The organism is Gilliamella sp. Gris1-4 (genome assembly GCF_001690335.1).
Taxonomy (GTDB): domain Bacteria; phylum Pseudomonadota; class Gammaproteobacteria; order Enterobacterales; family Orbaceae; genus Gilliamella; species Gilliamella apicola_P.
In genome coordinates this window covers 1-15,652 of sequence record NZ_LZHA01000037.1, presented here as the reverse complement: position 1 = coordinate 15,652, position 15,652 = coordinate 1, and the positions used below count along the sequence as shown (strand labels likewise).

General features: G+C 35.4%; 9 protein-coding genes, 1 pseudogene and 1 CRISPR repeat array. Of the genes and pseudogenes, 6 read left to right on the top strand and 4 right to left on the bottom strand.

Features of this window, described 5'->3' with window-relative positions; translation table 11 throughout:
• Positions 1–44 precede the first annotated feature (44 nt).
• A complete protein-coding gene (tolC, locus tag A9G31_RS04280; RefSeq protein WP_065560597.1) occupies positions 45–1,388 on the top strand; it encodes an outer membrane channel protein TolC in 1,344 nt (447 codons plus the stop codon).
• Between the two features lie 386 nt (positions 1,389–1,774).
• Positions 1,775–2,505: pseudogene (locus tag A9G31_RS04275) on the top strand (SDR family NAD(P)-dependent oxidoreductase).
• Positions 2,506–2,632: 127 nt separating this feature from the next.
• Here A9G31_RS04275 and A9G31_RS04270 read toward each other — a convergent pair.
• Together A9G31_RS04270 and metG are read right to left on the bottom strand one after the other, a co-directional pair.
• Complete coding sequence (locus A9G31_RS04270; protein ID WP_065560596.1) at positions 2,633–3,124, bottom strand: hypothetical protein; 492 nt, start codon at positions 3,122–3,124, stop codon at positions 2,633–2,635.
• Between the two features lie 500 nt (positions 3,125–3,624).
• Entirely contained in the window at positions 3,625–5,652 is a 2,028-nt protein-coding gene (gene metG / locus A9G31_RS04265; RefSeq protein WP_065560595.1) for a methionine--tRNA ligase, read from the bottom strand.
• A gap of 252 nt (positions 5,653–5,904) precedes the next feature.
• Between metG and apbC the strand changes: the two genes are divergently transcribed.
• From apbC to A9G31_RS04250, 3 genes are all read left to right on the top strand, one after another.
• Positions 5,905–6,978, top strand: a complete 1,074-nt coding sequence (gene apbC / locus A9G31_RS04260) for an iron-sulfur cluster carrier protein ApbC (protein WP_065560594.1) — start codon at positions 5,905–5,907, stop codon at positions 6,976–6,978.
• 294 nt (positions 6,979–7,272) lie between these two features.
• The gene (gene tpx, locus A9G31_RS04255) at positions 7,273–7,785 is read left to right on the top strand and encodes a thiol peroxidase (protein ID WP_065560593.1); all 513 of its coding nucleotides are present in this window, start codon (positions 7,273–7,275) and stop codon (positions 7,783–7,785) included.
• Positions 7,786–7,925: 140 nt separating this feature from the next.
• Complete coding sequence (locus A9G31_RS04250) at positions 7,926–9,107, top strand: sugar transporter (protein WP_065560592.1); 1,182 nt, start codon at positions 7,926–7,928, stop codon at positions 9,105–9,107.
• Between the two features lie 105 nt (positions 9,108–9,212).
• On the opposite strand, the gene A9G31_RS04245 is transcribed toward A9G31_RS04250, so the two are convergent.
• The gene (locus A9G31_RS04245) at positions 9,213–11,138 is read right to left on the bottom strand and encodes an ABC transporter ATP-binding protein (protein ID WP_065560591.1); all 1,926 of its coding nucleotides are present in this window, start codon (positions 11,136–11,138) and stop codon (positions 9,213–9,215) included.
• Between the two features lie 202 nt (positions 11,139–11,340).
• Between A9G31_RS04245 and A9G31_RS04240 the strand changes: the two genes are divergently transcribed.
• Positions 11,341–13,512, top strand: a complete 2,172-nt coding sequence (locus tag A9G31_RS04240; RefSeq protein ID WP_065560590.1) for a phage holin family protein — start codon at positions 11,341–11,343, stop codon at positions 13,510–13,512.
• A 48-nt stretch (positions 13,513–13,560) separates the two neighbouring features.
• Here the strand turns inward: A9G31_RS04240 and glyA are convergent, their stop codons facing one another.
• Positions 13,561–14,817 (bottom strand): serine hydroxymethyltransferase, encoded by a 1,257-nt coding sequence (gene glyA, locus A9G31_RS04235; protein WP_065560589.1) that lies wholly within the window; start codon positions 14,815–14,817, stop codon positions 13,561–13,563.
• 464 nt (positions 14,818–15,281) lie between these two features.
• Positions 15,282–15,609: a CRISPR direct-repeat array (repeat unit 28 nt; unit sequence TTTCTAAACCGCCTATACGGCGTTAAGG).
• Positions 15,610–15,652 lie beyond the last annotated feature (43 nt).

Genomic DNA, 15,652 nt, shown 5'->3' with positions numbered 1-15,652 from the left:
TTAAAAATACTACTATATTTTAATGATTTTTAAAGAGAAGATTGATGAAAAAAACCTTAACCTTTTTAATTGGCTTAGCGTTAAGCCAATCTGTCTTTGCTGAAAATTTGATACAAGTTTATGAACAAGCAAAAGAAACTAACCCAGATCTACGTAGTTCATTAGCTGAAAAAAATAAAGCATACGCAGCAATTTCAGGTTCTCGAGCAAGTTTATTACCACAAGTTGGTTTAAGTGCTTCATATGGTGTTACTCATGGTCGACGTGATACAAGTGGTGTAAAATCTAAAAGTGGCAACTTATACCAAGTCGCAATATCTCAAAGCATTTTTAATTTCTCAAATTGGAAAGCCTTAGATATTACTAAAAAACAAGCAAGTATTGCCGATATTGCCTATCAATACCAAGGTCAAACATTAATCTTGAATACATCTGTCGCTTATTTTAATGTCTTAAAAGCACTCGATGCATTAAGCTTTATTGATGCACAGAAAAAAGCGATTGGCCATCAGTTAGAACAAACGCGTCAACAACATCAAGTTGGTTTAGTTGCAATCACTGATGTACAAAACGCTCAAGCTAACTATGACTTAACTGTTGCACAACAAGTTGATGCATTAAATGATCTAAATAATGCCATTGAAGCATTGCGCCAATTAAGTGGCCGTTTTTATTCAAGTTTAGCAAGTGTCAATACCAATACATTTAAAACAGAATCACCAGCACAAATCAGCGCACTGTTAAAACAATCTGAAAAATCTAATCTTAATTTATTAACCATGAGATTAAATCAAGACATCGCGCGAGAACAGATCAAACTCTCACAAGCAGGACATTTACCTACAGCAAGTTTAGAAGCATCAACTAATTTAAATAAAACTGATAGATACGGTAATAGCGTAGGTTCTGGTGCACATGGTAAATCTTATTCAGGGAATAACTATGTCGGAGTCAGTGTAAACCTACCTATCTTTTCAGGTGGTGCAACGATGTCTAAAGTTGAGCAAGCACAACAAAATTACGTCAGTTTTAGCGAAAAATTAGAAAGCACCAATCGAGGTGTAATTAATCAAGTCCGCTCATCATACAACAACATTTCATCATCAATAAGTGCCATCAAAGCTTATCAACAAGCAGTAGTTTCTGCACAAAGTTCATTAGAAGCAACCAATTCTGGTTATCAAGTAGGAACAAGAACAATTGTTGACGTATTAAATGCAACAACTCAACTATACAGTTCTAAACGAAATTTATCAGATGCAAAATATAACTATTTAACAAGTTTACTACAATTAAAATATGCAGTAGGAACTTTAACTGCTAATGATTTAGTTTATCTAAACAATATGTTAGGTAAAGAAGTGAGCACTTTAGTGACGATAAAATAACTATTGGTTCTTTTATGAAAACTGTTAAAAAAGGCGAGCAAATCGCCTTTTTTATTATGTATAAAAAACACACCTATTACGATATTGCATTCAACACAAATTCAATAAATGCTTTTAGTTTTGGTGGTTGCTGACGATCAGCAGTATAAAGCATATTAAGCGGCTTGGCAGGTGGTAAAAACTCTTGTAATATAGGAAATAATTTTTTTGCTTGATTGATTCTTGTAACATAGATTCTGGTAGCATCGTGATACCTAACCCTTCAATCACGGCTATCGCTAACGCTGAAGTCTGATTACTTTTAAATGTCCCTGATATAGGAATATTAACTATTTCACCATTAATCATAAACGTCCAAACATGATCTTTTTTATTCTGATTCACATATTGGTAAATCAAGCATTGATGTTTTTGCAAAACGAAATAAAAACCTTATTGTTATTGGAAGAAGACAAGAAAATTTGGAACTTTTACAACAAGAAATTGCAAAAATTGCCCCAGCATTAGACGTAATTATAAAACTTTGTGATTTATCACAACCAACGCTTATTCCCTTTTTAATGATTTAGACAGTTATTTTATTGAAACATGGATTAATAATGCCGGTTTTGGTCATTACGGCAGTGTTAGCGATCAAGATTTAGTAAAAATAGAATCAATGCTTCATTTAAATATTGAAACCCTAACGATTTTTTCAACACTTTATGTATGTAAATATCAAAATGAACCCGAAACACAACTAATAAACATCTCCTCCCGAGGCGGGTATACTCTCGTTCCTAATGCGATAACTTATTGCGCAACAAAATTCTATGTCAATGCTTTTACCGAAGGGCTAGCACAGGAATTAAAGCAAGCTAACGCACAATTAACCGCAAAGGTATTGGCTCCCGCTGCAACAAAAACAGAATTTGGTGAAAAAGCCAACAATGTTAGTGAATACAACTACGATGCAACTTTTACAAAGTACCATAATGCAAAGCAAATGGCCGAATTTTTACTAGCTTTATACGATAGCAACAAAATTATTGGTGAGATTAATACTAAAGATTCCTCTTTTTCACTAAAAGACAGCATATTTCCTTATTCAGGAAATCCGTCAGAAAATCAAAAGTAAGAAAATAATGAATTTACAAATAATGTTAAATCAAACAGCAAAATATGAATTTTAACAAAATTGAGCTTTGGCAATCGTTATTTTGATTGCCAATTTCAGGATAAAAAGAAAAATATAGCATATTGATTTAAAGTGAAATTTTATTTACTTCGATCAAAAAATGGCGTTTAAATGAAATTGGCCGCCAGATATGAAATAGGTTCCTAAGTGTAAACGGAAAGGTTTTTATAGGCTTTTTAAAAAGTTTAAGTAACCAACCATCAGTCCCCTCAAACGACATAAATTCAAAACTTACCGTATGGTCAGATAAAATTTTAATATTACAAAGACCACAAGCACTAAGCCAATCATATGCGCTACCGCCAATTCTGGCACGATCAACGATATTGTGTTTTTTTGAATCAAGTAGATAGATGAATAAAACTTCTTCCCAAGGACCTCCATCTTGTGTCACAAAAATTAAAACATAACAGTCATCATAGCTAAAAGCCATTTCTAAAAAGCGGCCTTCTAATTTTTCAGCATAGCAAACACCATCAACTTCAACAAGCGAACTAATTTTACCTCTTTTACCTTTAGGTAGCGGTTTTAATGTAATATTAGATATCAGTTTTATCATGTTTATCCTAAAAATACTTACTAAAATATTAATAAAAACCAATCAATAATAAACTTAATAAAGCCATCAATTGATAAGCAAAATAATAAAATACCCATATTGAAAATAGATTATAAAACTAATTAATGGCTAGAACACAAATCCTCCAGTTGTGTTAGCTAGGATTTCTATTAATTTACCTGATAAATCAAAATTTATTGCTTAATAATGGACTTAACTTAGTTTTAACGTAAAAAAAAAGAATAACAAATAGTTGTTGTATCGTCTTCAACCTGAGTAGGTATAAAAATAAAATGTCTTGATTTAAATACTGGTTTCTATTTTTGGACACTCATTGCGCTCTATCAAACTGTAATGAGATTTTTTAGAGTAGAAAGAAAAACTCACACTACAATTATTTATCAAATTAGCAATTTTTATACTGAAACACATAGTTATCGGAAACATCTTAACAAGCATATTAACTTGTTAAGATGTGACTTCTATAATAAAGGTATCAATTACGAAATTCGCATTCCTGGTTTAGCGCCACTATCTGGTGATAGTAGGTACACACCTTCATCATCACCTTTACCACTCGCACAAAGCACCATACCTTCTGAAACACCAAAGCGCATTTTACGAGGAGCTAAGTTAGCAATCATAATAGTTAAACGCCCAATTAACACCTCTGGGTCAGGATAAAACTGCTTGATACCTGAAAACACATTACGGGTTTCGTCACCAATATCAAGCGTTAATTGAAGTAATTTATCGGATCCTTCAACAAAGCAAGCATGTTTAATTAAAGCAACGCGCATATCGACTTTAGCAAAGTCGTCAAAATTAATCGTCTCGGCGATAGGCTCTGCAACTTTAGGTTTTGCCGGTTGGGCTAATGCAGCTTGTTGTTTTGTTTCTTCAATCATGTTTGTAATTTTATCCATATCAATACGATTAAATAAAGCTTTAAACTGATTAATTTTATGACTTGTTAAAGCATTATCAATTTCATTCCATTCTAATTTGCTATTTAAAAATGCTTCTGTACGTTCAGCCAATGAAGGCACAATGGGTTTTAAATAGGTCATTAAGATGCGGAATAAGTGAATACCCATTGAGCAAATATCTTGCAATGTTTGATCTTGCCCTTCTTGTTTAGCAACCACCCAAGGAGCCTTTTCGTCAATATAACGGTTAGCTTCGTCAGCAAGTGCCATAATTTCACGAATTGCTTTGCCTGATTCGCGTTGTTCAAAGTAGTCAGCAATCACTTCTGCTTTTTCAACAAACAAGGAATACAGTTCAGGCTCTGCCACTTTATCTGATAATTTGCCGTCAAAGCGTTTATAAATAAAACCAGCAGAACGCGAAGCAATATTAACGACCTTGTTGACTAAATCACTGTTTACACGTTGAACAAAGTCTTCTAAATTTAAGTCAATATCATCGATATGTGATGATAGTTTAGCGGCATAATAATAACGCAAACAGTCAGGATCTAAATGTTTTAAATAGGTACTTGCTTGAATAAAAGTACCGCGTGATTTAGACATTTTTGCGCCGTCAACCGTGACATACCCATGAACAAAAATATTCGATGGTTTACGATATTCACTACCTTCAAGCATAGCTGGCCAAAATAAACTATGGAAGTACACGATATCTTTACCAATAAAATGGTAAAGTTCTGTATTTGAATTTTTGTCCCAAAACTCATCAAAAATTGGTTTATTTTGTTTATTACAGTAATTTAAGAAAGATCCCATATAACCGATTGGTGCATCTAACCAAACGTAAAAATACTTACCAGGCGCATCGGGGATCTCAAATCCAAAATAAGGTGCATCACGGCTAATATCCCACGGTTGTAAGCCTGATTCGAACCATTCTTGCATTTTATTAGCAACTTGATCTTGTAATGTTCCTGAGCGAATCCACTCTTGTAACATATTTGAAAAAGCAGGTAGATCAAAAAAGAAATGTTCAGACTCTTTTAAAATCGGCGTAGCGCCCGAAACCACAGACTTAGGGTCAATTAAATCAATAGGATTATAAGTAGCACTACACACTTCACAGTTATCACCATACTGATCAGGCGCTTTACAACGTGGGCAAGTGCCTTTTACAAAGCGATCAGGTAAAAACATCTGTTTTTCAGGATCGAATAGCTGTGAAATAACTTTAGTTTTAATATAACCATTCGCTTTCAAACGCTTATAAATTTGCTCTGATATCTCACGATTTTCTGGGCTATGGGTTGAATGGTAATTATCATAACTAATATTAAAGCCAGAAAAATCACGTAGATGTTCGGTTTTGACTTCACTAATCATCTGCTCTGGAGTAATTCCCAATTGCTGAGCCTTTAGCATAATTGGCGTGCCATGGGCATCGTCAGCACAAATAAAATAGATCTCATTACCACGCATACGTTGATAGCGTACCCATACATCAGCTTGAATGTGTTCTAGCATATGACCTAAGTGAATTGCACCATTGGCATAAGGAAGTGCACAAGTCACCAATATTTTGCGTTGAGTTGTCATGTTGATTTATTACCCTTTTTTACATAATGGCAGAAATAGTACATCAATCGTGGGATTATCGCTAGATTTATGCCATAATTTGATAAAATTTATATACTCAATTCATATTTCAAAACAGAAAATAATCATTTTTTATGAGGGTAAACCAATTTACTGTTTACCGCCTTATTATTTAAGGTATTTTACGCTTTTAATGCAAGGTAATTGGAAATAAAACGAGTATAAATACTAAGGCATAAAGAGATAACCACAATGAACACTGAAGTAAAAAAAATTCTTGAAAATTTTACTCATCCAACTTTACAAAAAAATTTACTTGAACTTGGAGCAATAAAAAAATGCGAAATAGTTAATCACCACTTAACTATAAATTTAACAATGCCTTTCGCTTGGCAATCTGCTTTTGAAGAATTGAAAAAAATAACCACTCCAGAATTGCTTAAACTTAACAGCGTTAATGAAGTTGACTGGCATATTGAATATAAAATTGCTACTTTAAAACGTGCTAATAACCAAAATGCCATTAATAATATAAAAAACATTATCGCGATAAGCTCAGGAAAAGGCGGTGTGGGCAAATCATCAACAGCTGTCAATCTTGCGCTAGCTTTACAAAAACAAGGGGCGAAAGTAGGGATTTTAGATGCAGATATTTATGGTCCCTCGATCCCAACCATGCTAGGTACAGAAAACCAGCAACCATTAACACCCGATAATAAACATATGACACCAATCATGGCATATGGGCTTGCTAGTAATTCCATTGGTTATTTGGTTGATCCTAATGGTGCTATGGTATGGCGTGGACCTATGGCAAGTAAAGCACTATTACAGATTTTACAAGATACGCTTTGGCCAGAACTCGACTATCTTGTCATTGATATGCCTCCAGGCACAGGGGATATCCAATTAACCCTAGCGCAAAACATTCCAGTTACTGCTGCTGTGATTATCACAACTCCTCAAGATATTGCTTTAATCGATGCAAAAAAAGGTATTACCATGTTTAATAAAGTAAACATCCCAACACTAGGAATTATTGAAAACATGAGTTACCACATTTGCGAACATTGTGGACATCATGAGGCCATCTTTGGTGAAGGTGGCGCAAAACATTTAGCTGAGCAATATCAAACCAAATTGCTAGGGCAAATTCCACTTCAAAAAATGTTACGCCAAGATCTTGATACAGGAAAGCCCACTGTCATTAACCACCCTGATAGCGAATTTAGCCAACTTTATTATCAAATTGCAGGAAGTATTGCTAGTGAGTTATATTGGCAAGGTGAAGCGATTTTGCCTGATATTGCTTTTAAGACATTGTAACTTAAAAATCCAACTATTGGCTGTAAAAACAGCCAATACTAATTACATATCATTTCTATTAATTCGATAACTACTCAAATTTATTCACCATTTTGAACAATAACATTATTAACGATAATAGAAATCGGCTAATTCATCACTTAAAACAAATTCAAGTATTGTTCAGAAGTTGTTTTAGTTCTATATTGGAACAGTTCTAAATCTATTTATCCCTAACAAGTGCAACAGCTCCAATTCATTGGAAGACATTACACTGTCAACAACGTGATTCGTCACAACACTAAGGAAACTGTTATGCAAAAAAGAGTTAATGAAATCACCATGCGCGGAGCACCTATTACTTTGTTAGGCACACAAATTAAAGTTGGCGACACAGCGCCCAATTTTATCGTGCAAGATTTAAAAATGGAGCCCATTAAATTGTCCGATTTTAAAGGTAAAATCAGAATTATTAATTCGGTTCCATCCATTGACACCTCAGTATGTAGTGCTCAAGTGCATCGCTTTAACGTCGAAGCGGCAAAATTAAAAGACACAGTGATATTTTCAATTAGCGTCGATTTACCTTTTGCCTTAAATCGCTACTGTGCTGCTGAAGGTATTGATGCCGTTAAAGTCACCTCAGATCATAAAGAACTCAACTTTGGTTTAAAATATGGAGTTGTTATTGAAGAGTTGCGATTACTTTCTCGAGCTGTATTTGTCATTGATAAAAACGACAAAATTGTTTATGTGGAATATGTTAAAGAAACCTCTTCTGAACCTGATTATGACAAAGCCCTAGCTGCAGCTAAAGCACTAGAATAAATCGCTATAATGAAACATCGCCCTCAAATACTAATATTGGTGGCGATTAAGTTTAAGATTTATTCTTAGCAACTATTTAATAGACAAACATATTCAGTTATAATCAAAAGTAATCTAATATTCCCTCCAAAATCTTAATCATGAATAATAGTATTAACCGATCTCGGGTTTGGTCATCAATTCTTTGCCTTGCATTTGCGGCATTTATTTTTAATACAACGGAATTTGTACCTGTCGGACTATTACCCAATATTGCTGAAAGCTTTTCAATGGATGTAGCTCATGCTGGATTATTACTCACCATTTATGCATGGGCTGTCTCGCTATTATCATTGCCACTCACAGTATTAACGTCAAAAATGGAACGAAGGAAGCTACTTATCCTTTTATTTTGCCTATTTATAGGTAGTCATATTTTAGCTGGAGTCGCATGGAATTTTTACAGTTTAATGATAGCAAGAATTGGTATTGCTTGTGCACATGCGGTATTTTGGGCAATTACAACACCGCTTGCAGTTCGGTTAGCGCCCAATGGTAAAAAAGCTAAAGCAATGGGCTTTATTGTTATTGGCGTATCGATGGCAACCATTCTAGGCATTCCAATTGGCACCATCATAGGACAACTCGTTGGCTGGCGCGTGACTTTTTTATGTATTGCTGGTATCGCTTTTTGCGTGATGATATTACTACTCCGCTTATTGCCTGCTGTACCAAGCATGGATATTATCTCTATCAAAAATATTCCAATGGTATTAAAACGCCCAATACTGCTAAACATTTATTTATTAATTGCCATTATTATTGCAGGTCACTTTACTGCCTATACCTATATTACGCCATTCATGAAAAATATTGGTGGATTTAATCAAAATGTTATCGTCCTTTTATTATTAGTTGTAGGTTTTTCTGGAATGATTGGTAGCGTTATTTTTGCAAAATATGCTGAAAAAAATCCAACCGCAATTTTCATCATCCCTATGCTATTACTGATTACTTGCTTATTATCGCTTTATGTATGTTCATTCACGCTTTATACTGCAATCATTCAATGTTTAATTTGGGGGCTTTCCATTACAATTATTGGAATGGTTATGCAAAGCAAAGTAATTGATGCCGCACCCGATGCCACAGATATAGCCACTTCAGTCTATTCTGGTATTTTCAATATTGGAATAGGAGGCGGTGCTTTTATAGGCAGTAAAGTATTAATTTTACTTTCAATTGATTACATTGGTTATGTTGGTGCGTGTTTTGTCATCATCGCACTATTATTATTCTACTTTTTATCTAGAAAATTATGGAATAATAAAACGGTTATTTAAAAAAGGGTTATGTAAAAAATATTATATAAAAACTTTAGGGTAAGGAAACAGCATTATTTATTTTATAACACAAATAAATAATGCTGAACAATACTAACATTTACCTTATGATTTACTTAAAGACTCTAACTGTTCCCATCTTTCAAAAACAGCTTCTAATTCAGCCTCTTTATCTGCCAAAGATTGTAAAATTGGACTAGTAATTTCATGAGTTTGATTAAAAAAGTCACTTTGACCAATTTGTGCTTGTAAATCAGTAATCTCTAATTCTAATTGTTCTATTTTGCTTGGTAATTGTGCCAATTCTCGTTGTTCATTATAACTCAGTCTAACTTTCTTTTTAGCGGTTCGCTCACTACTTTGATTATTAGTAGCAGCTAATTCTTTTTTAGGTTGCTCAAGTTTATTAACTGTCGTTACTTTAACTGGTTGTGCCTGCTGCTGTTGTTGCAAAGCATCGGCATAACCACCAGCATAAACACCAATATGGCCTTTTTCTTCAAAAAACCAACATTGAGTGACCACATTATCAACAAATTGTCGATCATGACTAACCAACAAAACAGTTCCTTGATAATCATTCACTAACTCTTCTAGCAATTCTAATGTTTCAATATCAAGATCATTGGTCGGTTCATCAAGTATTAATAAATTGCTAGGTTTTAAAAATAGTTTAGCCAGCAATAAACGGTTACGCTCCCCACCAGACAGTGCTCGTACAGGTGTTCTGGCACGTTTAGGCGGAAATAAAAAGTCCTGTAAATAACCAAGTACATGGCGTGATCGGCCATTAACCATGACCTCTTGCTTACCTTCGGCTAAATTATCCATCACCGTTTTTTCAGGATCGAGTTCGAGACGATATTGGTCAAAATAAGCAACTTCAAGCTTTGTGCCACAATGCACACTACCTAATGTTGGTATCAAATTACCCAACATCAGTTTTAATAAAGTTGTTTTACCAATACCATTAGGACCAATCAGAGCGATCTTATCACCACGTAATACTTGCACAGAAAAATCATTAACTAGTAACTTATCCTCAATCTGATATGTCACATTTTCAAGCTCAAAAACAATTTTCCCTGAACGTAATGCTTCCTCGATTTGCATTTTAGCACTACCCATAACTTGGCGTCGCTTGCTATATTCTTGGCGCATTGCTTTTAATGCTCGCACTCGCCCTTCATTACGAGTACGACGAGCTTTAATGCCTTGTCGGATCCAGACTTCTTCTTGGGCTAATTTTTTATCAAATTCAGCATTTTGTAACTCTTCAACACGCAATGCTTCTTCTTTACCAAGCAAATAATTATCATAATTCCCACTCCAAGACGCAATTTTACCTCGATCCAAATCAATAATACGCGTTGCCATTTGACGAATAAACGAACGATCATGGGAAATAAACACAATACTGCCATTAAAACTTTTCAAAAAATCTTCCAACCATTTAATGGTTTGAATATCCAAATGATTGGTTGGTTCATCAAGCAATAAAACTGTTGGTTGACAAACCAACGCTTTGGCTAATGCGGCTTTACGCAACCACCCTCCCGATAACGAAGACAACAACGCATCACCATCAAGCGATAATGAAGAAATAACATTACGAATACGGCTATCTAATTGCCAACCATTTTGATGATCTAACTGTTCTTGCATTTTAGCTAATTTATCTAAATTACTTTCGCAAGGATCGTGCTCAACACGATGAGCTAAATCATAGTAATCTCGTAATAACTGTGCTTGTTCGTGTAATCCTTCTGCCACAAAATCAAACACACTACCTTGCACATCACGAGGAGGATCTTGTTGCAATCGTGAAACAATCACATTATTTTCATAAATAATTTGCCCTTCGTCTAATGGCACTTCTTTATTTAAAACTTTAAGTAAAGTCGATTTTCCAGCACCGTTACGACCAACAAGACAAACACGCTCATTTGGCTCAATAGACATATCGATATGATCAAGCAAGGGCGCATCACTAAATGAAAGATAAGCATTGGTAAGATTAATTAATGACATAGTTATTGGTGGTTTTTATTTAGATATTAAGTAATAAAGCATTATTCTATCATAAAGTGACCAAAGGCAACTAAAGCAAATACAAAAGATAAACCAATAGATCTTACAAATATTAGAAATCACTGTTCAGTTCTATCAAAAAAGATAAATACTGATATATTAATTAGTAAAAATATTATTAAATTTCTGTGTGGAGATTATTATGAGCCATATGTGGACATTTCAACGTGTTGGTGGGCTTGATCAAGTTGTATTCAAAAGTGCCAGTGATATTATTAATTTACCTGATTTAGATCCTAAATTATGGGTCGCTCTAAGTTGCCCAACAACAGGGTTGGATTTTGATGAACGAACCTTATCTCTACTCGATTCAGATAATGACGGACGTATTCGCATACCTGATATTTTAGATGCCATTAGCTGGACTTGCGATAAAATCAATTCATTTGATAGTATCTTAAGTACAAGTGAAACACTACCATTATCACAAATTAACTCATCGACCCCGCAAGGAAAAAAATTATCGGTCACCGCACAAAGCATTTTAGCTAGCTTAAATAAAAAAAATGTGGATTATTTAACACAAGATGATATACAACAATCAATAAAAATCAATGCTAACAAACTTTATAATGGTGATTTGATCTTTCCTCCATCAAGCGAATTGTCACCAAACATGCAAATGTTTATTACAACAGCAATCAAAACTACTGGTGCACAAAAAGATATGAGTGGGCAAGATGGCATTGATTTAAACATAGCAACCACCTTTGTTGAAAATCTACAAACGTGGTTACAATGGCAAACAAAAATAAGTAATACGCAAACCCCATTTAGTGAAAATACCGCAGAAATTTGGAAACTAATTCAGCTATTAAAACCCAAAATTGATGATTATTTTCTACGTGCTGAATTAGCACAATACGCTCCTCAAGCGCAAACGGCACTTAATGTCGACGAAAAATATATTGTACCAACACAAAACGGATTACTATCTGAAGAAGAATTAGCCGAATTACCGCTATCCAAAATCGACACAACTGATACTCTAGATCTAGTCAATGGGCTAAATCCACTTTGGAAAGCTAAAATCAGCCGATTTAAGACATTAGTAGAATCATCATTATCCAACCCAGACCAACTAACACAAAAAGAATGGCAAAATATACAACAAAGCTTGCAAGCATATACCTCACTTATTAGCACTAAGCCCGAAATGGCACAATTAACCGTTGAAATTAAACCTTCGGCCAGTATAGATGATATTCCTATTAGCATCATTACCAACCTAGCTAGCAATGATTTACTGACCGAATTTGAGAAAATGGTTGAACAAGATAATCAAACACCGATATCCGCATCAGATATTCTCGTGTTAGAAAAATTAGTCCTATTTCATAAACATCTTTACCGTCTGCTAGTTAACTTTGCCTCTTTTGCAGACTTCTTCCAGCCTGAAAAACGAGCAGCATTTCAACTTGGTGAACTCTACATTGATGGTCGCTGTGCAACACTCTGCGTTGCGGTCGATAATATTGCCAAACACGCAACCATGGCAAATTATTCTGAACTCTGTTTACTTTATTGTGAATGCACTAGACATGGACAAAAACAGCTAATTGCAGCAGCAATGACAGCAGGACAAGGTGATTTATTAATTGAAGGCCGCAATGGTGTGTTTATTGACAATAAAGGTAACGATTGGGATGCCAATGTTGTTAAAATAATCACTAAGCCAATCAGCATCCAACAAGCAATTTGGGCTCCTTATCAACGTATGGGGCGTGTGATTACCGAACAAATAAACAAATGGGCAAGCAGTAAAGATACCAACATTGAAAAATCAAGTGAACAGGCACTACAAAATCCAGCTAATAAATTTGATATTGGTAAAAGTGTAGGGATTTTTGCTGCAATTGGTTTAGCCATTGGCGCAATCGGCACAGCATTAGCCACAATATTCCAAGCCATTTTTGCGCTAGCTTGGTGGCAAGTACCTTTAGTTTTTATTGGATTATTTCTAATTATTTCAGGCCCTTCTGTTATTTTAGCATGGTTAAAATTACGTCGAAGAACACTTGGACCATTACTAGAAGCATCGGGTTGGGCAATTAATGGGCAAGTCAAAATCAACTTAATGCTAGGAAGCTTGCTCACTAGCAAAGCCCAACTCCCTACCAATGCAAAACGTAATTTGCGCGATCCAATGAAACAACGTCACAACAAACTAATTATTATTTTTTGGTTGGCAATTTTACTTGGTGTTGGAATTACAGGAGGCTGGTTATGGCATGAAGGTTACCTTGACCGCTATATCGAACAGCACAAACAAGCACAAAACAAAACTGACACAAATGCCAATATTGGTAAATAAAAGCAAAAAACCATTTCGCCGCCAACCGTCGGCGAAATGAAACAACCATTAATGCTGATAAACTGGCAAACGACGGCAAATTGCAAGCACCTTTTCTTTCACAGCTTGGATGGTTTGCTCATCATCTATATTATCTAAAACATCACAAATCCAATTAGCTAAATCTCGCGATTCGGCTTCTTTAAAGCCTCGGCGAGTAATAGCCGGCGTACCAATGCGCACACCAGATGTTACAAATGGGCTTTGTGGATCTTTTGGTACACTATTTTTATTAACGGTAATATTAGCACTACCTAAAGCCGCATCAGCTTCTTTACCTGTGATATTTTTATCGACTAAATCAATTAAAAACAGATGGTTTTGTGTTTCGCCAGAAACTACCTTATAGCCACGTTGCAAAATCACCTCGACCATAGCTTTAGCGTTTTTCACCACTTGTTGTTGATAGATTTTATACTCAGGCTCCATCGCCTCTTTTAACGCAACTGCTTTAGCGGCAATTACATGCATTAAAGGACCACCTTGCGCTCCAGGAAAGACAGCCGAATTTAACTTTTTATATAATTCTTCACTACCACCTTTAGCCAAAATCAAACCGCCACGAGGACCACCTAAAGTTTTATGAGTTGTAGTAGTAACAACGTGTGCATACGGAACTGGATTTGGATAAACACCTGCCGCAACTAGCCCTGCCACATGCGCCATATCCACAAACAAATAAGCGCCCACACTATCGGCGATTTCGCGCATACGTTGCCAATCCACCACCCCAGAATAAGCCGAAAAACCACCAATAATCATTTTAGGTTTAGATTCTTGGGCTGTTTTAGCTAACTTGTCATAATCAATACGCCCTGAATCATCAACACCATAATCCACAACATGATAAAGTTTACCCGAAAAGCTAACTGGCGAACCGTGTGTCAAATGCCCACCTTCAGACAGGTTCATACCTAAAACCGTATCGCCTGTATTTAAAAGCGCCATATAAACGGCAAAATTAGCTTGTGAACCTGAATGCGGTTGCACATTAGCATAATCAGCACCAAATAAAGCCTTAGCACGATCAATTGCTAATTTTTCAACAACATCAACATACTCACAACCACCATAATAACGTTTTCCGGGATAACCTTCGGCATATTTATTGGTTAATTGCGAACCTTGCGCTTGCATTACTCGTGGACTGGTGTAGTTTTCTGATGCGATCAGTTCAAGGTGATCTTCTTGGCGCTGTTCTTCACCTTTAATAGCATTCCACAATTCCGCATCATAATCGGCAATAGTCATATCTTTACTAAACATGTTAGATCCTTATCATCAATTATTTAGTTTGTCAGATTTTGCTTTATCGTTAGCAAAAATGGGCATTACACTCATATGGTTACTTAACAACCAAACGATTTCAATCTTTTTTTTGAGGTTATAAAAAATATTTATATCGAGGGATAAGTTATTGTGTTTTTATAAGGCTGTTTTTGTTAAAAATAGCTAAAAACATTAATAAAATCAATAGTCTACCAGAGCGTTTTTTTGTCAAAATAGTTTTTTTTTGTTGGTGGATAGAGTGGGTTGGGTGTGGTGGTTTCGGACGTTTTAGCTTTGGTGAATAAAATAGCCTCAGTGCCCACGTCCGAGTTAGGGAATTTAAGCGAATTCCCTAACAACCCACGCTTTGGCTGCAGAATGTGGCCTTCGGCTCCCCGACGCCAGAGTAAGTCAGACAGTACAGCCGATTGTTTTTTTTGTAATTATATGATTAATTCTATTTTTATTGCCGCCTATACGGCGTTAAGGTCGCGTACTCCTCTAAAACTACAAGTTATATTTTTCTAAACCGCCTATACGGCGTTAAGGGCATTTCTTCTAAGCTAGTTGATTGCGTTACATTTCTAAACCGCCTATACGGCGTTAAGGTTTCGTATGTTTAGTTATTTGATCACTTAGTATTTCTAAACCGCCTATACGGCGTTAAGGTACCGCATCCTGTACCATGTCCACGTTGTCGTTTTCTAAACCGCCTATACGGCGTTAAGGAGGGAATTGTTGCGCTACTTTTGGCATAAAGTTTTCTAAACCGCCTATACGGCGTTAAGGTAGAACTCAAGATTTGATAAATCTTGTTATATAAAGATAAACA

What these genes read in the sequence shown, in the direction of transcription:
- tolC (WP_065560597.1), top strand. Translation starts at nt 45, where the DNA reads ATGAAAAAAACCTTAACCTTTTTAATTGGCTTAGCGTTAAGCCAATCT.
- A9G31_RS04270 (WP_065560596.1), bottom strand. Translation starts at nt 3,124, where the DNA reads ATGATAAAACTGATATCTAATATTACATTAAAACCGCTACCTAAAGGT.
- metG (WP_065560595.1), bottom strand. Translation starts at nt 5,652, where the DNA reads ATGACAACTCAACGCAAAATATTGGTGACTTGTGCACTTCCTTATGCC.
- apbC (WP_065560594.1), top strand. Translation starts at nt 5,905, where the DNA reads ATGAACACTGAAGTAAAAAAAATTCTTGAAAATTTTACTCATCCAACT.
- tpx (WP_065560593.1), top strand. Translation starts at nt 7,273, where the DNA reads ATGCAAAAAAGAGTTAATGAAATCACCATGCGCGGAGCACCTATTACT.
- A9G31_RS04250 (WP_065560592.1), top strand. Translation starts at nt 7,926, where the DNA reads ATGAATAATAGTATTAACCGATCTCGGGTTTGGTCATCAATTCTTTGC.
- A9G31_RS04245 (WP_065560591.1), bottom strand. Translation starts at nt 11,138, where the DNA reads ATGTCATTAATTAATCTTACCAATGCTTATCTTTCATTTAGTGATGCG.
- A9G31_RS04240 (WP_065560590.1), top strand. Translation starts at nt 11,341, where the DNA reads ATGAGCCATATGTGGACATTTCAACGTGTTGGTGGGCTTGATCAAGTT.
- glyA (WP_065560589.1), bottom strand. Translation starts at nt 14,817, where the DNA reads ATGTTTAGTAAAGATATGACTATTGCCGATTATGATGCGGAATTGTGG.